We start from the raw sequence: 18,669 nt of genomic DNA, 5'->3' as shown, positions 1-18,669 counted from the left end.
CAAAAATTTCTAATGGCGGAGAGAGAGGGATTCGAACCCTCGAGACGCTTTCACGTCTACCCGCTTTCCAGGCGAGCGCCTTCGACCAACTCAACCATCTCTCCATGATTTTTGCTCTACAAAACAATATTATACACTACAGAAATATATTATACTTGAAATACTTTAATAAGTCAACCTTTACTTTGAAAGAAAATAATTAAGATAATGTGATCTCCAAAATGTAAAATTATTAATTTAGTGTAAATATACCTCTTTTCTGTTATAATATATAATATAATTAATATAAATGTAGGTGAAAATATGTATCAAGCCTTATATAGACAGTATAGACCAAAGACCTTTGATGAAGTCCTAGGTCAAAAACATATAACAATTACATTAAAAAATCAAATACAAAAGGAGAATATTGGCCATGCATACTTGTTTTCAGGTACTAGGGGAACAGGAAAAACTTCCACAGCTAAAATATTTTCTAGAGCAGTTAACTGCTTAAACTCAAGAGACGGTAATCCATGTAATGAATGTGAAATCTGTAAGGGAATACTAGATGAAAGTATAATGGATGTTATAGAGATGGATGCTGCTAGCAATAGAAGAATAGATGATATAAGGGAGTTAAGGGATAAAGTAATATATCCCCCAGCTAGGACAAAATATAAGGTATATATAATAGATGAGGTTCACATGCTCACTCCTGAGGCATTTAATGCACTATTGAAAACTCTGGAAGAGCCTCCTAAACATCTAATATTCATACTAGCTACCACTGAGCCTGAAAAGTTACCTCAAACAATCCTTTCCAGATGTCAGAGATTTGATTTTAAAAGAGTTACAACAAAAGATATAATAGAAAATATGAAAAATATCTGTAGCACCTTAAGTATTGATGTAGAAGATAAGGTACTAAATCTAATAGCAAGGAATTCCGATGGGGCAATGAGAGACGCTCTAAGTTTACTTGATCAATGTGTATCCTTTGGGAGTGGTGAAATTACTTACTCAGATGCAATTAGTATTTTAGGAATAGTAAATACAGATATGATACTGAATATTGTACAAAATATAATAGATAAAAATCTGGAAAATGTGCTACAATCAATAGATGAAGTCATTCAAAACGGTAAGGACATTCATCAGTTTATCAAGGATTTAATAAATCATTTTAGAAATTTAATGATAATTAAAACATCAAAGAATCCAGTTGATTTAATTGACATAGACGAGGAATCATTAAATAAATATTTAAACCAGAGCAAAAATATTAGTATAGGTTTTATACTGAGGGGCTTAGATATACTGGTGGAAGCAGACGAAAAGGCTAAATGGTCTACTCAACCTAGGGTTATCCTTGAAATGGCATCTATACAGCTGACAAAACTAGAAGAAGAACTTTCATTGGAAGAACGAGTAAAAAGACTTGAACAGGGTATAAAAACTGAAAAAGTTTTAAAAGAAGAGTCTGCGACATATGGGAATAAGTCTGCTGAGATTAGAAAAGAACAAACTGAAAAAGAAAAGCCAACAGTAGATAAACAGCAAGAAGTACAAAATAAAAAAGAAATATATATAGATGATGGTAAAGAGCTGCAATTTGAGACAATAGTTAATGATTGGCAGAATGTACTTCAAGCAATAAAAGCAATAAAGGTCAACGTATTTGCATTACTTATGGAAGGTGAACCTATTAGTTATTCAGGAAATGTACTTACAATAGGATACAAACCTGATTATGGGATTCATAGGGCAGCTATTAGCACTCCTGCAAATGCAGATGTTGTAAATCAAGGTATTTCAGCATATTTTAAGAAAAATATAGATGTAAGATTCACAATGATAGGTGATAAACCTATAGATAAAAAAGAAGAAAAAGACAATAAAGAAAAAGCCATAAAAGAGGTTATAGACTTCTTTGGAGAAAATATAGTAGAAATAAAATAAGGAAGGAGAATTTAAGATGGCAAAACGTGGATTCCCAGGAATGGGCGGAAATATGGGTAATATGATGAAACAAATGCAAAAAATGCAAAAACAAATGGAGGAGATGCAAGCACAGCTTGAAGAGGCAGAAGTAGAGGCTAGTGCTGGTGGTGGAGCTGTTACTTGCAAGGCAAATGGAAAGAAAGAGATATTAGCAATAACAATAGATGAGGGAGTAGTAGATCCTGAAGATGTAGAAATGTTACAAGATTTAGTTTTAGCTGCTGTTAATGAAGCACTTAGAAAAGCAGAAGAAATGATGAGCAAGGAAATGAGCAAATTAACTGGAGGAATGAATATTCCAGGATTGTTCTAATAGAGAGGAAGTAATATAATGGAGCAGTATGCACTACCAATAGCAAATTTAATAGAGCAGCTATCAAAATTACCAGGTATCGGTAGAAAAACTGCTCAAAGACTTGCATTTTATATATTAGAAATGGAAGAAGTAGAAGCAGAAAAACTATCAAAATCCATAACTAATGCAAAAGAGAAAATAAGACTTTGTAGTATATGTTGTAATTTAACAGATGAAGATCCATGCCATATATGTAGAGATACTATGAGAGATAAATCCATAATATGTGTAGTAGAAGGTGCTAAAGACATCATTGCCATGGAAAAGTCTAAGGAGTATAAAGGTCAGTATCATGTACTTCATGGAGTTATATCGCCAATGGATAATGTAGGGCCAAATGATATAAGGGTAAAAGAACTTCTAGATAGATTATCCGATGGAGTGGTAGAAGAAATAGTTCTAGCCACTAATCCAACAGTAGAAGGTGAAGCTACAGCTTTATATATTTCTAGACTTATAAAACCACTAGGAATAAAGGTAACAAGAATAGCTCATGGAATCCCAGTAGGAGGAGATCTTGAATACTTCGATGAGGTAACTTTAGCAAAGGCTATGGATAATAGAAGAGAAATATAATAAAAACTAGAGAGATTGTATTAATAAAACAAAGTTCTTCAAAAGCAGGAGAAAATATGGAAAAAATCCCATGAACTCTCCTGCTTTTTTATATCCTTTTTCTTTTCCCCTTCTTTTTAACCCCTTGAAATCACTATAATTCCCTTTCCTTATCTCCTTATCACTTCCCATATTAATCCTGATTTCTCTTGAAGAACTTGGCTTGTTTAGATAGAATATGAAATAAGGAAATTAATGATTTTTAGATATTAAAATAATCTATTAATTAGGTAGGTGAAAATTATGAGAAGAAAAGACAGAGAAATGAGTGCAGAGTTTGGAAATCAAATCATAGATAAGTCAAGATATGGAGTTATTTCCATGGTAGATGAAGATAGTGAATCTTATGGAATCCCTCTTTCAATTGTTAGAGATGAAAATACCTTATATTTTCACTCAGCAATGGATGGAAGAAAAGTAAAGTTATTTGAGAAAAGCCCGAATGTTAGTGTAGTTTTTGTAGGAGAAGTAAAAGTACCAGAAAATTATACAAAAGAAGAATTAGATGAAATAGTAAAGGATGAATCTAAGACAGTATTACTTATTAGCAGTGTTTTTACAACAGAGTATGAGTCAGCAGTTGTAAAAGGTAAAGTAAAATTAGTAGAGGATATGGAAGAAAAAATTAAAGCTATGAAACTTATATGTGAGAAATACACTCCAACAAAGATGGATTACTTTAACATGGCTATTAAAACAGGGTTAAAAAGAACTAATGTATATAGAATAGAAATAGAAGAAATCAAAGCTAAAAGAAAAAAATATGATACACATGGTGAAGAGATGAAATGGGGTAGAATGGAGTAAGATTATAGATGATTAATCAGATGCAGAATTATTTAAATTATAATGTATCAAAAAAGTTGGTGATAATATGGCTTGTGTTGCTGAATTTGGTATTATAGATAAATTTGAGAAAGATAAAGATTATTCTTTGGAGTATGAGTCTAAAAAGTATAGTTGTATTGTCATTGATGACGATATTTTAGATGATTGGTGGGATGAATTGTCTCTTATAAAAACTTATTTTCATAGTTATAGTAGACCTAATTTTGCATTGGCAAGATGGGGAGTTACCATCATTCCGCCAGAATCATTGGAAGCTTTTTATAAAGTAATATCAACTGATAAGCGTTCTAAAACATCAAAGGAATTAATTGACTTAACTACATTATTACAAAAGGCAATTTATGAAAATAAATATGTAATTCATTATGGAATATGAATATTTAACTAATCGGCAATACTTTTATAAGGCATATCAGTAGAATTATGTGGTGCGACTGATATTAATCTTTAAAAATGTAGTAATTACTATTATTATTCATTGAAATAGAAAGATTAGTGGAGTGATATTTATGAAAAGAAATCATTTGAAGATTATAATAACCATTGTACTTATAGGCATATGTTTGATTCTTTATATAGCAAGATATAATATGACAAAAAATAGGACTATTGATATGACAGGGAGTAATGATGCATGGAGAGCATCTCTAAATATGGCTATAGGTTATAATAGTGAATTAGTAATTAAATTAGTAACAGAGGAATTTGAGCCACCTTCTGAAGTATTTGTAGATATTTTGGTAAAGGATGAAAGTGTATATAATAAGAAATTAGAAATAGAACATGATAATTTCCCACATTCTGGTATATATAAATGTTACTTCGATTCTATTAAATATTTAGAAAAAAACTATAATGATGTTTCTGTGTTTGTGAATTTCAATAATGAAACTATAACAATCCCATTAACTTCAATAAAGATAATAGAATAGTTTTATTTTATTATAAATATTTTTAAGACACATCATTCATAATAAATTTACATTAGTTAAATTATATATCTGAGGTATTTGGTACTGTGTCCCCCTAAAATAAAGTTCTTCAAAAGTAGGAGAGAACATGGAAAAAATTTCATGAACTCTCCTGATTTTTTATTATAAAATAAGTTTAGAAATGAATATTTATAAGGAAATTATAAAAGGGAATATACAATATTAATATAGTTCTTGACATAAAAATTTTATTAAACTAAGCTTGTAGTATGAGTTAACGTTAGCTCTCAAACTGAAAATAGGAGAGTGAAATTATGTATCATTCAAGATGGAAAGGCAGTCATTACGAAGCCGGACTACGTTATGGGGATATATTGCGTAAAAAAGGGGTTAATCCTATAGATAACATACCTATGAATGATGAGAGAAAAGAATTTGCAGCAAAATGTCTACCGATTTATGAGAAATTTTATCCTGAAATAGTTGAAGAAATAAAGGGAATGGCAGATGGATTACAAATTGATTATATGCATATAGCAGACTTTCTTTTCACTATGTATTGCTTTATATTTGATAATAAATGCTCTTGTTTTGCCTTTTCTTACAAGGGAAAAATCATCTTTGGTAAAAATAGTGATTTTATTGTGAGTATGGAAAAGTTGTGTGACAGCGCTTATTATAAACTTAATAATGCTTATTCATTTGTCGGCAATACCACTGCATGGACAGAAATAGAAGACGGTGTCAATGAACATGGATTAGCAGCTGGATTGACTTTTATTTATCCCATAAAAATAAAACCTGGATTTAATGCAGGAATGCTTGTCAGATATATTTTAGAGAAATGTAAAACAACAGATGAAGCTATTTTAGAATTAAAAAAAATTCCTATTGCTTCACCGCAGACAATTACACTGGCAGACAAGTCTGGTAATATTGCAGTTGTGGAATGTAATTGCGATAAGGTTGTTATCCTAGCCCCTAAGGAAGGAAAAAGTTATGTCTTTACAACCAATCATTTTGTATCTTGTGAAATGCAAGAATACCAATTTGACGGTGTTGATGATATACATTCTCATGAGCGATATGAAACATTAGTAAATGCATTTACTAATATCCAAGATTATTCACTAGATTTTGCAAAAGCTCTTTTATCTGGAGAGATGGGATTTATGTGTCAATATGACCGTAAGAAAGGACTTGATACTGTTTGGTCATCAATCTATGATTTAACAGATGATATAATTTTGAGGGTTGAAGGAAATCCTTCAAGAAGATCATTTAAGCAGGATAAAAGACTTAGCTTCATAAAGCAATCATTGTCCGAATAAGGCAACAAGTCAATAGCAATAATTCCAATGGCTTTAAAGAAGGAAATAACTTTATAAGATATATTATTCTAATTCAAGATAAAATTTATATATTCTTTATTGAGCCACTTGATTTTGTAGGTGGCTTAATAAATTTTTGTGGAATGTTGTAACGAAATACGAAAATGATAGTCTTATATATGAAGGATGGTGAGAATGTGACAGAATTTGAAGAAATATACTCCGAATATTTCAAGGATGTATACAGATATGTATTATGTCTTTCTAAAAATGAGAGTATTGCAGAGGATATAACACAAGAAACATTTTTTAAAGCATTAAAAAATATTGATAGCTTCAAAGGAAATTGTAAGATGAGTGTTTGGCTCTGCCAAATTGCTAAAAACTCATATTTTTCATATTTAAAGAAAAAACAAAACAATTTTGAAAGCATTGAAGATATAGCCGATGTTTTTGATTCTGGTTTTGAACAAATATTAGTTGACGATGAAAGTGTATTTGAAATTCATAAGATACTCCATAATTTAGAAGAACCGTATAAAGAAGTATTTACATTGCGTTTTTTTGGAGATTTATCATTTTCAAAAATAGCTGAATTGTTTGGGAAAACAGAAAGCTGGGCAAGAGTCACTTATCATCGTGCAAGAATAAAATTAAAGGAGAAGTTAATATGAGATTATCATGTGAAGTTATTAGAGATTTGTTACCATTGTATTATGATAAAGTTTGTAGTAAAGAAAGTTCTTTGCTGATAGAAGAACATTTAGTCGAATGTACGCAATGCGTAGAAGAATTGGAAAAACTTAAAATGAGTTTAGAAAAGCCAACTATTTCAGATGAGAAGATAAAAGTAGTGGAAAATATTTCAGCAAAATGGAAAAGGGATAAAAGGGCTTCATTTCTAAAAGGTTCCATGTTGGTTTCAGCTTTAGCAGCTATAATTTGCTTCATTACTTATAATGTTATAGGTGCAAAGATTTTGCCAGATGGGACATTGGTTGAGCCATTCGCATTAATACCAATAGGATATTTGTTTGTTTTTGTGTTTATCATTTCACTAATATGCAATTTTGTATTTTTAAAGAAGCATAAAATTAACACTAAATAAAATAAGTATGATGCGAATTTAAATTAATTTACAATATTTATAAAATGCATATTAATTAAATTGTGTATCTAAGATATTATTTATTTTGTTCCAATAAAATAAAGTTCTTCAAAAGCAGGAGAAAAAAATGGAAAATATTCATGAAATCTCCTGTTTTTAATATTTCTCTTTATGTGTAATAAAAATTTTAACAATGAGATTTGACTTGTTGAATTTTTTCTAATATAATTATGTCAAATTATATAAATTAAGGAAATCTGTCTTCTGATACTTAGATGGATTTTTTATTTTGAAGGGACTTGAAACATTGAAGAAAGATATGAAAGAAAACTATATTTTTTCCAAAAAAACGCTTATTTATCTCATTATGCCCCTTATAGTTGAGCAGTTGCTGGCAGTTGCTGTCGGTATGGCAGATACCATAATGGTTGCCAGTGTTGGGGAAAGCGGAGTATCAGCTGTATCTTTAGTGGATTCAGTAAATATTCTGCTTATAAATATATTTGCAGCACTAGCAACGGGTGGAGCCGTGGTTGCGGGGCAATATATAGGAAGAAATCAGAATGAAAAAGCTTCAAAGGCAGGAGAACAGCTCATAGTATTTGTAACACTTATTTCACTAGTTATAATGGCAGTGATGTATGCTGGTAGAAGCTTTATATTAAACGTGGTATTTGGATCGATTGAGCCAATCGTTGCAGAATATGCAAATACCTATATGATGATTGTATTTGCAAGTATTCCATTCATAGCAGTATATAACAGTGGGGCGGCCTTATTCAGGGCCATGGGAAATTCTAGAATAACCATGAAGACCTCCCTAATAATGAACACCATAAATGTAGTGGGAAATGCAATATTAATATACGGATTTCGTATGGGAGTTGAGGGGGTTGCTATTCCCACATTTCTATCTAGGGCTGCAGCTGCTGTAATTATAGTCTTATTGCTTAGGGATGAAAGTCTTGTTATCCATATAAGTAAGCCCTTCGAATATAAATTTGATAGTAAAATGGTTAAGAATATCCTTCAGATAGGAATACCAAATGGAATAGAAAACAGTATGTTTCAGCTGGGTAAGATATTATTACTAAGTGTAGTATCAGGTTTTGGAACTGCTGCTATTACAGCAAATGCAGTTGCAAATACGGTTACCGCCTTTCAATTTCTTCCAGGTGCTGCAATAGGACTGGGTTTAGTTACCGTAGTCAGTCAGTGTGTTGGGGCAGGAGATTATGATCAGGCTAGATATTATACAAAGGTACTTCATAAATATGCTTATATGGCTTTAGCTATGATAAACGGAATTATAATATTGTCATCTCCATTTATACTTAAGTTGTATAATCTGTCACCAGAAACTACTGCGCTGGCACGAAAGATAATAATATTCTATGGAATAAATGCTTGCTTAGTGTGGCCATTGGGCTTTACTCTTCCAAATACACTAAGGGCTGCAAATGATGTGCGATATGCCATGATAATAAGTATAGGTTCCATGTGGATTACAAGGATTGGACTGGGTATATTATTTGCTAGATATTTGGGTTTTGGAATGTTTGGTGTCTGGATAGCCATGATTTGTGATTGGTATGTAAGAGCCACATTTTTTATCCACCGATATAGAGGACATAAATGGCAAGAAAAGACTGCTATGAGTATGCAAAAAAATATGGAATAAAGTAATTAGGTTGAATATAAGAGAGCAATTATGGAGGATATCTGTAATTGTTCTTTTGTTTATAGATTTATCTTTAAGCTTAGATTTTTTAGCACTCATTATAAGTAGGATAGTTTTTATTTTGTTTGACAATCACCAAGTATTGGATGGGTTGGTTTAATAAGGAAGGAACAAATCATAGGTTTTTGTGGTAATATGTAAACATTACAAAATGGTTACAGTTTAATTTCTATCACTATACTTTCTAGAAAGGTGGGAACCAATGATAAAAATATTTAATAAGATTAGCCTAGTTTTAATGTTTATAATTGTTGTTATTACTGTAAAGCCCCAAAATACATATGCTAGTTTAGCTTTATCACAAAATGGAATGGATAATCCAAGTGGTTGGGCGAAAGAGGAAATTGATAAAGCCAAGGAGATTGACCTTATCCCTGAGAGGATTCAAGGAGACTATAGAAATAATATTACACGTGAAGAATTTAGTGAACTTGCCGTATCATTATATGAGGTTTTAGGTGGAAAAGAAATTATGCTGGGAGAAGAAAAACCATTTACTGATACACAAAACCCTAAGATCATAATGGCAAATAAGTTAGGAATAGTAGCGGGGAAAGAAAATGGAATATTTGCTCCTGATGAAAACATTACTCGAGAACAAGTGAGTGTAATTATATATCGTACCTTACAGGTAGCGAAACCAAGATATAATTATTCAGATTTATATGAGTATAAATTTGAAGATTACAATCTTATTTCTCTATGGGCAAAGGAAGCTGTAGGTTATTTATATGGTGTAGAAGTTATAAGTGGAGTTGGCGACGATGAATTTAATCCTAATGAATATACTTCTCGGGAAGAAGCAATAGTTCTTGTAAAAAGAATGTATGATAAGGTTTTAGCATCTGAGAGAGCCTCAAGAAATAGTTTAACCGTATCCCGAAGTGCCACCGCAAATAGGCAAGAAGATTCTTTAAAGGTAAAATTGAAAAGTCTTATACCCAAGGAGTTAGGGAAGCCCTATAAATGGGGTGGAATAGGTCCTAATAGTTATGATTGCTCTGGTTTGGTCTATTCTTTATTTGCAAAGCTGGGAATAGAATTACCAAGAACATCACAGTCTCAGGCTAGTGCAGGAACCTATGTATCAAAAAAGGATTTACAATATGGAGATATAGTATTTTTTGCAAGGAATGGTAAGACTATAAATCATGTAGGGGTATATGTAGGGAACGGTGAATTTGTACATGCTCCTCAGTCGGGAGATGTAGTAAAGATAACAACACTTATGTCGGGATACTATGCAAATAGCTATTATACGGCAAGGAGGGTTCTCCCTCAATAAATTCTATATAAGCTAATATATATAATAAAAATTGTTGTTAAAAAATAAGAAAAGTCTAAAATTTTGACCTAGGTCAAGGTAATCTCATTTAATCTCTTCTATAATTAAATTATAAAATAAGAGATATAATACTATTATAAGAATAAATTTAATAGTGATGTCTTAGCTTAAATAAATTGGAGGGATGGAAATGAGTAAGTTCAATAGTTCCGAAAGAATTGGTGAGATAGTAGCGAAGTTTCCAAAAGCTGCAGATATATTTATTGAAAATAAAATAGATTTTTGCTGTGGTGGAGATAGATCATTGATTGTAGCTATAGAAGAAAAAGGGCTTAATGAAACAAAGATACTTGATGATTTAAATAAATTGTATGAAGAGTTTGCAAATAATTTAGATTCCAAAGATATAAACTGGCAAGAAGCACCTATTATTGAATTGGTTGAGTATATAATTAATAAACACCATGCATATCTCTGGGATGAGCTTCCGAGGATTAGCAAACTGACTACTACAATATTAAAAGTTCATGGACAAAGTCATCCAGAGCTATCAAAGGTCCATAAATTATTTAATACACTTAAGATGGAATTGGAAGAACATTTAAATAAGGAAGAAACGATGCAATATCCAGCAGTTAGAGAATATGCAAGAACTAAGTCTTATGCTGATTTAGAAAGAGCTATAAATATAATCAACGAATTAGAAAAAGAACATACTGGGGCAGGTGATATTCTTAAGGAATTAAGGATAGTAACTGATGATTATAAAATTCCTGATGATGTATGTCCTACTTTTGAATTAACATATGAAAAACTTCAAGAAATGGAATCAGACTTATTTAAGCATATCCATTTAGAAAATAATATATTATTTCCAAGATTAAGACAATTGTTTGGAAACAAAGCTTAATTTTAGATAATTAGAAATTAAGTAAAAATAAAAAATATTAGTGAGTTCACTAATATTTTTTATTTTTACTTAATTATTATAATGGAATATTTCTAGAGTTTTCTTTTGTTTTATAGAAGAACTGTCTATTATGATCTATTTTATAATATAATGTAGAAAAGGGTATCTATTATATAAATTAGAAATAATTAGAAATGTATTAAAAGATATATTAGGCAGGTGAAGATATATGGACATTAAGTATTTAAAGATAAAGGATATCGATGTTTTTTCAATGGTTTTTTCAGGACTTCTATACTTAGGTCTTGGGATAATATTTTTAACACAAAAGAATATCCTTATGTTTGCAGTAAGAAGTTTATTAAACCTATTAGTGATACTCTTTGCTATTATAGCGATGTTTCAGCTTATGGGTTTCACACCCCTTAGAAAAAAACGACTTACTGCTATATCAAGGTTATTTGGGTTTGTAGTTAATTTAGTAATGGCGTTAATTATTTACTTTATCCCTGAAGAAGTAGTCTCAGTCCTTCCTATAGCCTTTGGAATTTATGCTTTTTTTAGTGGAGTTGTTAGATTTTTGATTTATTTACAATATAGAAAAAATAAAGTATCTAGAAGATTTTTTATTTTAGTAGGTGCAATTGTTTTGACCTTCTTTGGAATAATGATGGTTACTAAACCTTTAGCATATCTTGTACCTCTTTCAAATCTAATAGGAACATTTTTTCTATTCTATGGATTTACCTTTCTTATGGATGGACTATTGGAAGGACTTCCTTTAGAAACAAAGAACTCCTTTAAAAGAAGGTTTAGAATAAGCCTTCCTGTTTTTATGGTTGCTCTTATTCCTCATAAGATTTTAATGGAGATAAATAAGGCTTTTGAAACAGAAGAGTTGAGTCAAAAAGATTTAGTTTATTTCAAAGAAAATACTCCTTGTGATTTAGAGGTTTTCATACATGTAGCAGAAAAAGGAACCTATGCCTTTGGCCATGTTGATATTTGGTTTGAAGGGAAGATCATGACCTATGGATGTTATGATGAATCTACATTTAAGTTAGGCGGACTTATATCTGATGGGGTTTTAGTGGAAATTGAAGATAAAGAAAAATATATAGCCTTTTCTCAGTCTCATTTAGGAAAGACTCTTTTTGGTTTTGGACTTAAGCTGACAAAGGAGCAAAAAATAAGAGTTAGAGAGAAAATAGAGGAGATCCATGAGAACTTATATGAATGGAAGCCTAAAAGCAGAATAGATGAAGAAATGGGTATAAGACCTGAGAAACCATATAAAGATTATTCCAGTATACTATATGAAAACCTTAAAGGAAAGTTTTATAAATTCATAAAAGGTCCTTTTAAAACCTATTTCGCTATGAATACAAATTGTGTTCTTCTGGCAGATACTATAGTTGGTCAAGCAGGAATAGATTTAGTGAAAATCCAAGGATTAATTTCTCCAGGAGCATATTTTGAGTACTTTAATAGAGAATTTTTAAGGAAAAATAGTTTTGTAGTATCAAGAACAATTTATTATGATTTAGAAGGGCAGAGGAGAAGGAAGCTATCAGGAAGAAAATGGTAGGGGCCAAGATTAAATTAATAGAAAAGATTCTTCATCACGGATGATGAAGAAATGGGCATGTAAAAGGGATGTAAAACATCCCTTATTTTTTTTGAAACTCTAAAAAACTAAGAATATTCAATAACTTCTAAATGGCATGAAAATTGCAACAATAATTGATGTAATTAAATAAAGATACATTCAGTTATAGGGAAGCTTTTCTATCAATTGCTTTGGAGAGTAGGATTTGCTTTATGAATTTAATGTCCCATATGAGGACAAGTATACTAATAAGGAGATGATCTGTTGAGAGACTATATAATCAGGCGATTAATTATTGGAGTATTTCTTGTGTTTGTAGTAACAGTGCTGGTATTTAGCATGCTTCATCTTATGCCGGGAGATCCCATTGATCTGCTAGTTGACAGAAAAGTTCCACCCGAGCGACGTCAAGCAATGAAATCCGAGTTTGGGCTTGATCGTCCTTTATCCGAACAATATTGGAAATGGATAAAAGGTATAGTTACCAAAATGGACTTTGGAATTTCCCTTAGGAACAGACAGCCAGTATGGGAAATGATGAAAATGCGGATTCCCATAAGCCTTAAGCTATGCGGTTGGATTCTCCTAATGGAAATACTAATAGCGGTGCCTTTAGGTCTATTTTGTGCTTATAAAAAGGATACATTTATTGACAGGATTATAGTGAATATTACACTTTTGTTAACTGCTATTCCTGGATTTTGGATTTCAGTTTTGTTAATACTTGTATTCGGTATAAAGCTAAAATGGTTTCCTCTTAGTGGATATGAAACGTCAAAACATTTTATACTTCCTATTGCTAGCGGTGTCATAGGAAGTTTGGCAGGCACCATACGTCTTACTAAGAGTGAAGTTTTGGATGTTTTCCGTGAAAAATATGTACTTACGGCTTATGCAAAGGGATTGTCAGAACGTAGGGTAATGATAAAACACGTACTTCGCAATGCTTTGATACTTATAACTGTTTTAGTATTTATGTCTATTCCTTGGTTGATTTCTGGTGCAGTTATAACTGAGAGAATTTTTGCTATACCAGGTATGGGAAGCTTAATGATAAATTCTATTGTTCAGCAGGATTATGCTGTTGTACAGGGTTGTGTTCTAGTGATTTCATTGCTTACTGTTATATCTAATATAATTAGTGATATTATTATAGGATTATTAGATCCAAGAATAAGAGTTTCGATTTCGGGAGGTGATCGTTAATGAATAGTAGTCCAGCAAAGGAGTTTTTTGAATCAAGTTGGAAAAATATTAATTTTATGGTAGGTCTTTTAATTCTTATTAGTGTAGTTATATTGGCTATTTTTGCAGAAGAAATAGCTCCTTTTCCTTTTGATGAGGCTCATAAGGAGGCAGTACTTCAAGGACCTAGTAGAACCTATTGGTTTGGCACAGATGATTTTGGACGGGATATGTTTAGCCGTATCATCAATGGAACGCGTATAACCCTAAAGGTTGCACTTCTGGGTGCAGCCATTCAACTTACTCTTGGAGTGACTATAGGTCTTATAAGTGGTTTTTTTGGAGGAGTAGTTGATAAGATATTGATGTTCATAGTAGATGTTACTTGGTGTATACCAGGCACCATATTAGCATTGGCAGTTGTAACAGTCCTAGGTAAAGGTCTCACAAACTCTATTATAGCTATATCTCTCGTAAACTGGGCTAGTTATGCAAGGACTGTGCGTGCTAAGACTATGGCATTAAAAAACATGGCATTTATAGAAACTGGTATAGCTTTTGGTGAAAAACCAATGGCCTTGATGTTTAGATATATATTGCCTAATGTCATTCCGTCACTTATAGTTTTGGTGTCCATGAATCTTCCAGGAACTATAATGTCCACTACAACTTTGAGTTTTCTAGGACTTGGATCTCAGCCACCATCTCCTGACTGGGGTCTTGCCATTGCCCAAGGTATGAAATACATTAATCGTGCACAATGGATGAGCATCTTCCCAGGACTTGCACTGGTATATACAGTGTTAGGATTTAATCTATTGGGAGAGGGATTACGTGACTTGCTTGATCCACGTCTCAATTCCCAATAAGGAGGTATAAGAAATGAGTGAAGAGTTATTAAGACTAGATAATCTTAGTATAGAATACAAGGTTAAGGGGGGATATCTTTCCGCTGTAAAAGATGTCAATTTGACAATAAATCGTGGTGAAATCTTTGCGATTGTAGGTGAATCTGGCTGCGGGAAATCTACAATTGCACATAGCATAATGAGATTGCTTCCTGATCATAATGAGCGTATAAGTGGAGGGATATATTTTAAGGGAGAAAAGCTAAATGACATGACTGACAACCAGATGGAAAAAATTCGTGGGAAACACATTGGCATGATATTTCAAAATCCATTGGATTCTCTTAATCCTGTATATACTACAGGAGCACAGGTGGCTGAGGCTATATATATGGACAATAAAAATCGTCTAGAAGTTTGGGAACAGGTGGTGAAACTCTATCGAGATGTAAAGATGCCAGACGCTGAAAAACGTGTTCATAGTTTTCCTCATGAGCTTTCTGGAGGGATGCGTCAAAGGGTAATGATAGCTATGATGCTTTCACGAAATCCAGAACTTTTGATAGCAGATGAGCCTACAACGGCTCTAGATGTTACTATAGAAGCACAAATACTTCAAATAATTGAAGAATTAAAAAAGAAATTTTCTACATCTATAATGCTTATAACCCATAACTTTGGTTTGGTTGCTGAGGTTGCAGATAGGATAGGGGTTATGTATGCCGGGGAGATAGTGGAGCAAGGAGATGTATTTCAGATATTTGAAAACCCAATGCATCCCTATACACGGCTTTTGATGAAGGCATTACCTCGTAAGACCAAGTTTGAGGGAAGACTTCAAACCATAGATGGGGCAGTACCTAGACTTACAGATGTGAAGCCAGGGTGTCGCTTTGCTAACAGATGTCCTCTGGCAAAGGATATATGTTTCAGTGTTGACCCACAGACTAGAAATGTCAGCAAAGATCACTTTTTTCGCTGTCATTTCGGAGAGGAGGCCCTTTAATGAATAAAGCTGCGAATGTTTGTACTAATACTAAGGAACCGATGATAGTTATTGAGGGGTTGAAGAAGTATTTCACAATATCAGAGGGGATCTTTGGCAGAAAAAAACAGATGGTTAAAGCTGTTGATGACATTAGCTTGACTATTAATAAGGGAGAAATAGTGGGAATTGTTGGAGAGTCTGGTAGCGGAAAGACTACTCTTGCTAGGGTAATACTTAATCTCACTAGACCGACGGAAGGTTCAGTTATGGTAGATGGTATAGATATGAGATGTGCTACTAAGGAAGAAGAAAAGCGTCTTCGAACAGATGTAGCTGTAGTATTTCAAGATCCGGCATCAAATCTTAATCCTAGGCAAACAGTTGCAAGTTCCATTATGCGACCTATGATATTACATGGAAAATCTAAGAAGGAGGCTATGGAGAAGGCTAATGAGGCACTTGATATGGTAAAAATGGATAGAAGGTATCTTAATAGTTATCCTCATCAACTTTCCGGGGGACAACTTCAACGTATAGCCATTGCTCGTGCCTTAGTTCTCAAACCAAAGATAATGATTTTGGATGAGCCTACATCAGCTCTTGATATTTCAGTTCAGGCACAGATACTCAATTTACTTTTGGATTTGCAGGAGGACATGGGGTTGACATATGTGGTGATAACTCATGACCTTAATGTTATACGATATATAAGTGATAGAGTTGCAGTTATGTATCTAGGAAAGCTAGTAGAATTTGGTCCTACAAATGAGGTAGTGGATAAATCTAAGCATCCTTATACTAATGGACTTATGGCGGCATCACCCATACTTGACCCCAAGCTTAGGGGAAAGAAAAAAGAGCTAATGGGAGGGGATCCAGGTAGTCTCATAAATTTGCCAGATGGCTGTCGTTTCAGTTCGCGCTGTAGACAAGTTACTGATCGTTGCAAAAATATGACCCCTAGGAATTACAGTATTAACTCTAATCATCAAGTATCTTGTTTCATTTATGAAGGGCAAATGGAGAGTGTTTAATTTTATTACTTTAGCAAATTCAGATAGTTGTTTTTGATCGAATTATAATTTTCTAGTTAAATACTGGATCATTATATATTTAGGACTAAATGCTAATGCGTTATGTCTGAGATTATTATATAAGGAGGAACAAAGGAATGAAAAAGAGATTTTTAGTTCTGTTAATGGTCATGATGATGGTAATTAGTGCTGCTGGATGCTCTAAAGAGTCAGCTTCTAATGGTGAATCCAAGGATACTTTATCGAGAGCCAAGACATTAACTTTGCATGATAGCGAATGGATGGGAACTGACTTATTCCGTTGCTCTAGTTGGTATACTTCTCAAAATCTGATTTCAGATACTTTCTTGATTCAAGATCCCAATGATCCATCTAAGCTCCTTCCAAATATATGCTCTGATTATAAGGTGAGTGAGGATGGAATGAGTTTTCGTTTAACATTTCCAGAAGACATGAAGTTTGCTGATGGCACTCCTTTAGGACCTGAGGATTTTATTGCATCAATTGAATATGGGCTTGAGGATAGAGATGGTGATGGAGAACCCGACTCAGATTGGGGCTATGGATATAGTAATATTAAATCCATGGAGGTAGATGGTCGTGATGTCATTTGCTATCTTAGTGAGTATCGCTCTGACCTAGAATATTTTCTTACACAACCTTTTATGGGAATTATAAGTAAAAAGCAGCTTGAATCAATGTCTCGTGACGAACTTCTCTGGGGTGCCCTTCCATATGGTCAGTTTTATGTTGATGAGTTTGTTCCTGGTTCCCACGTTATACTTAAGCCTAATCCCTATTACATGACTTCCAACCCATTAGTGGAGAACAAAGGACCCTCTAGGCTTGAATCTATAACTGTTAAGATAGCGGATGTAGAAGCATTTACTCTCAATACTGCTATAAAAGAGGGAGATATTGATATATTAACAGGTATCAATATGGAGCAATATGCTGAGCTTTCAGGAGCTGATGATATAACAATATTAGATGTCACTTTTCCTAACATTGAATATTTTGAGCTTAATCAGGATAGCAAGCATCTTAGGGATATTCGTGTCCGTAAGGCTATTATGAAAGCCCTTGACCGAGATGCTATGGAGGTTATGTGCCAGGGGTCATTTAAGCCTGAGTATGCTATGGTTACATCTGTTATGCAAAATTATAGTCAAAAGGCTGAAGAATATTTCAAAAAAAATCTTTCTAATGATGTAGAGGGCGCAAAGGCTCTATTGGCTGAAGCAGGATATACAATGAATAGTGATGGTTTCCTTTATAAAGATGGTGAAAAACTTAGCTTTAATTTCCTTGCCCGTTCTTCGGGAACAAGCGTCACCGTTGCACAGGAAATGCAGCTTCAACTTAAAGAAATCGGTATAGACATGAGCATTGAGACTATTGACTGGAACTATATATATGAGAAAATAAATGCAGATGATTATGATGCTGGAATAGAAGTGCTTCAATGGGGAGAGCCAATTCTTATCTTAAACTATTGCTACTATGACCTTAATAGCAAATCTAAGGAAGGATTCCAAGCATACAAGGATTTGGTAAATCAATGTGTAAATGAGCCAGATTCTGATAAACGTACTCAATTGATTTCTGATATTCAGATGAGTATATTTGAGGATTGTGCAATGGTTCCACTTTATTCTGATGTAGAATACTGTGCTTATCGAAATGATATTGAGGGTCTTCTTGTTACAGAGAATGGCAGTATTTACTATAATGATATAAAGTAAGATGATTTTTTAAAGCAGCGATGAATAGGTAAGGAGTAACATTTATAATTGAGATTACTCCTTTACCTTTATTATTATACTTTTATAATATGAAAAGGCTCTGTAAACTAAATATGAAAAAATAGTACAATATCTTCATAGAATTGCTCTA

General features: G+C 32.9%; 19 protein-coding genes and 1 tRNA gene. 18 read left to right on the top strand and 2 right to left on the bottom strand.

The genetic code is table 11. From position 1 onward, the window contains the following. Positions 1–13: 13 nt before the first annotated feature. A tRNA-Ser gene (locus RDK80_RS14905) sits at positions 14–104 on the bottom strand. A gap of 199 nt (positions 105–303) precedes the next feature. Here RDK80_RS14905 and dnaX point away from each other — a divergent pair. From dnaX to recR, 3 genes are read left to right on the top strand one after another with little or no spacing between them, the layout of a single operon-like run. Next, positions 304–1,941 carry a DNA polymerase III subunit gamma/tau gene (dnaX, locus tag RDK80_RS14900; protein ID WP_308524724.1) on the top strand — a complete coding sequence of 546 codons (1,638 nt, stop codon included), beginning with the start codon at positions 304–306 and terminating at the stop codon, positions 1,939–1,941. A gap of 16 nt (positions 1,942–1,957) precedes the next feature. Beyond that, the gene (locus RDK80_RS14895) at positions 1,958–2,296 is read left to right on the top strand and encodes a YbaB/EbfC family nucleoid-associated protein (RefSeq protein ID WP_094898842.1); all 339 of its coding nucleotides are present in this window, start codon (positions 1,958–1,960) and stop codon (positions 2,294–2,296) included. Positions 2,297–2,314: 18 nt separating this feature from the next. Further along, a complete protein-coding gene (gene recR / locus RDK80_RS14890) occupies positions 2,315–2,914 on the top strand; it encodes a recombination mediator RecR (protein ID WP_094898843.1) in 600 nt (199 codons plus the stop codon). 6 nt (positions 2,915–2,920) lie between these two features. On the opposite strand, the gene RDK80_RS14885 is transcribed toward recR, so the two are convergent. Next, positions 2,921–3,085, bottom strand: a complete 165-nt coding sequence (locus RDK80_RS14885; RefSeq protein WP_308524723.1) for a hypothetical protein — start codon at positions 3,083–3,085, stop codon at positions 2,921–2,923. 111 nt (positions 3,086–3,196) lie between these two features. Between RDK80_RS14885 and RDK80_RS14880 the strand changes: the two genes are divergently transcribed. The 15 genes from RDK80_RS14880 to RDK80_RS14810 all read left to right on the top strand — a co-directional run bounded on the left by RDK80_RS14880 (position 3,197) and on the right by RDK80_RS14810 (position 18,518). Then, the gene (locus tag RDK80_RS14880) at positions 3,197–3,760 is read left to right on the top strand and encodes a pyridoxamine 5'-phosphate oxidase family protein (RefSeq protein WP_216559625.1); all 564 of its coding nucleotides are present in this window, start codon (positions 3,197–3,199) and stop codon (positions 3,758–3,760) included. Positions 3,761–3,827: 67 nt separating this feature from the next. Then, a complete protein-coding gene (locus RDK80_RS14875) occupies positions 3,828–4,178 on the top strand; it encodes a hypothetical protein (RefSeq protein ID WP_308524722.1) in 351 nt (116 codons plus the stop codon). A gap of 133 nt (positions 4,179–4,311) precedes the next feature. Next, on the top strand, positions 4,312–4,734 hold the full coding sequence (locus RDK80_RS14870; protein ID WP_216559621.1) for a hypothetical protein: 423 nt from the start codon (positions 4,312–4,314) through the stop codon (positions 4,732–4,734). Positions 4,735–5,048: 314 nt separating this feature from the next. Continuing rightward, positions 5,049–6,065, top strand: a complete 1,017-nt coding sequence (locus RDK80_RS14865; protein ID WP_216559620.1) for a C45 family autoproteolytic acyltransferase/hydolase — start codon at positions 5,049–5,051, stop codon at positions 6,063–6,065. Between the two features lie 197 nt (positions 6,066–6,262). Then, positions 6,263–6,739: a sigma-70 family RNA polymerase sigma factor gene (locus RDK80_RS14860; RefSeq protein ID WP_308524721.1), complete on the top strand. Its 477-nt coding sequence runs from the start codon at positions 6,263–6,265 to the stop codon at positions 6,737–6,739. Next, positions 6,736–7,173: a DUF3955 domain-containing protein gene (locus RDK80_RS14855; protein ID WP_216559616.1), complete on the top strand. Its 438-nt coding sequence runs from the start codon at positions 6,736–6,738 to the stop codon at positions 7,171–7,173. Before RDK80_RS14860 ends, RDK80_RS14855 begins: the two co-directional genes overlap by 4 nt. A gap of 289 nt (positions 7,174–7,462) precedes the next feature. After that, on the top strand, positions 7,463–8,854 hold the full coding sequence (locus tag RDK80_RS14850; protein ID WP_216559614.1) for an MATE family efflux transporter: 1,392 nt from the start codon (positions 7,463–7,465) through the stop codon (positions 8,852–8,854). Between the two features lie 262 nt (positions 8,855–9,116). Further along, positions 9,117–10,199 (top strand): NlpC/P60 family protein, encoded by a 1,083-nt coding sequence (locus RDK80_RS14845; protein ID WP_216559612.1) that lies wholly within the window; start codon positions 9,117–9,119, stop codon positions 10,197–10,199. Positions 10,200–10,389: 190 nt separating this feature from the next. Next, positions 10,390–11,109 (top strand): iron-sulfur cluster repair di-iron protein, encoded by a 720-nt coding sequence (gene ric / locus RDK80_RS14840; protein WP_216559610.1) that lies wholly within the window; start codon positions 10,390–10,392, stop codon positions 11,107–11,109. Between the two features lie 229 nt (positions 11,110–11,338). Next, a complete protein-coding gene (locus RDK80_RS14835) occupies positions 11,339–12,697 on the top strand; it encodes an HdeD family acid-resistance protein (protein WP_216559608.1) in 1,359 nt (452 codons plus the stop codon). A 285-nt stretch (positions 12,698–12,982) separates the two neighbouring features. Further along, complete coding sequence (locus tag RDK80_RS14830; RefSeq protein ID WP_216559606.1) at positions 12,983–13,924, top strand: ABC transporter permease; 942 nt, start codon at positions 12,983–12,985, stop codon at positions 13,922–13,924. Continuing rightward, the gene (locus tag RDK80_RS14825) at positions 13,924–14,772 is read left to right on the top strand and encodes an ABC transporter permease (protein ID WP_216559604.1); all 849 of its coding nucleotides are present in this window, start codon (positions 13,924–13,926) and stop codon (positions 14,770–14,772) included. The genes RDK80_RS14830 and RDK80_RS14825 overlap by 1 nt, the downstream gene beginning before the upstream one ends. A gap of 13 nt (positions 14,773–14,785) precedes the next feature. Further along, positions 14,786–15,757 carry an ABC transporter ATP-binding protein gene (locus tag RDK80_RS14820; RefSeq protein WP_216559602.1) on the top strand — a complete coding sequence of 324 codons (972 nt, stop codon included), beginning with the start codon at positions 14,786–14,788 and terminating at the stop codon, positions 15,755–15,757. Beyond that, positions 15,757–16,773, top strand: coding sequence for an ABC transporter ATP-binding protein (locus tag RDK80_RS14815; protein ID WP_216559600.1), 1,017 nt, complete (start codon positions 15,757–15,759; stop codon positions 16,771–16,773). Before RDK80_RS14820 ends, RDK80_RS14815 begins: the two co-directional genes overlap by 1 nt. Before the next feature lie 137 nt (positions 16,774–16,910). Beyond that, positions 16,911–18,518 (top strand): ABC transporter substrate-binding protein, encoded by a 1,608-nt coding sequence (locus RDK80_RS14810; RefSeq protein WP_216559598.1) that lies wholly within the window; start codon positions 16,911–16,913, stop codon positions 18,516–18,518. The last annotated feature ends 151 nt before the right edge of the window (positions 18,519–18,669 follow it).

This window comes from uncultured Tissierella sp. (genome assembly GCF_902479755.1).
GTDB classification, from domain to species: domain Bacteria; phylum Bacillota; class Clostridia; order Tissierellales; family Tissierellaceae; genus Tissierella; species Tissierella carlieri.
Note: the sequence above shows the minus strand (reverse complement) of the source record. Positions and strands in the feature narration are given on the sequence as shown.

Coding starts and splice junctions, on each gene's coding strand:
- dnaX (WP_308524724.1), top strand. CDS start 304: ATGTATCAAGCCTTATATAGACAGTATAGACCAAAGACCTTTGATGAA.
- RDK80_RS14895 (WP_094898842.1), top strand. CDS start 1,958: ATGGCAAAACGTGGATTCCCAGGAATGGGCGGAAATATGGGTAATATG.
- recR (WP_094898843.1), top strand. CDS start 2,315: ATGGAGCAGTATGCACTACCAATAGCAAATTTAATAGAGCAGCTATCA.
- RDK80_RS14885 (WP_308524723.1), bottom strand. CDS start 3,085: ATGGGAAGTGATAAGGAGATAAGGAAAGGGAATTATAGTGATTTCAAG.
- RDK80_RS14880 (WP_216559625.1), top strand. CDS start 3,197: ATGAGAAGAAAAGACAGAGAAATGAGTGCAGAGTTTGGAAATCAAATC.
- RDK80_RS14875 (WP_308524722.1), top strand. CDS start 3,828: ATGGCTTGTGTTGCTGAATTTGGTATTATAGATAAATTTGAGAAAGAT.
- RDK80_RS14870 (WP_216559621.1), top strand. CDS start 4,312: ATGAAAAGAAATCATTTGAAGATTATAATAACCATTGTACTTATAGGC.
- RDK80_RS14865 (WP_216559620.1), top strand. CDS start 5,049: ATGTATCATTCAAGATGGAAAGGCAGTCATTACGAAGCCGGACTACGT.
- RDK80_RS14855 (WP_216559616.1), top strand. CDS start 6,736: ATGAGATTATCATGTGAAGTTATTAGAGATTTGTTACCATTGTATTAT.
- RDK80_RS14845 (WP_216559612.1), top strand. CDS start 9,117: ATGATAAAAATATTTAATAAGATTAGCCTAGTTTTAATGTTTATAATT.
- ric (WP_216559610.1), top strand. CDS start 10,390: ATGAGTAAGTTCAATAGTTCCGAAAGAATTGGTGAGATAGTAGCGAAG.
- RDK80_RS14835 (WP_216559608.1), top strand. CDS start 11,339: ATGGACATTAAGTATTTAAAGATAAAGGATATCGATGTTTTTTCAATG.
- RDK80_RS14825 (WP_216559604.1), top strand. CDS start 13,924: ATGAATAGTAGTCCAGCAAAGGAGTTTTTTGAATCAAGTTGGAAAAAT.
- RDK80_RS14820 (WP_216559602.1), top strand. CDS start 14,786: ATGAGTGAAGAGTTATTAAGACTAGATAATCTTAGTATAGAATACAAG.
- RDK80_RS14815 (WP_216559600.1), top strand. CDS start 15,757: ATGAATAAAGCTGCGAATGTTTGTACTAATACTAAGGAACCGATGATA.
- RDK80_RS14810 (WP_216559598.1), top strand. CDS start 16,911: ATGAAAAAGAGATTTTTAGTTCTGTTAATGGTCATGATGATGGTAATT.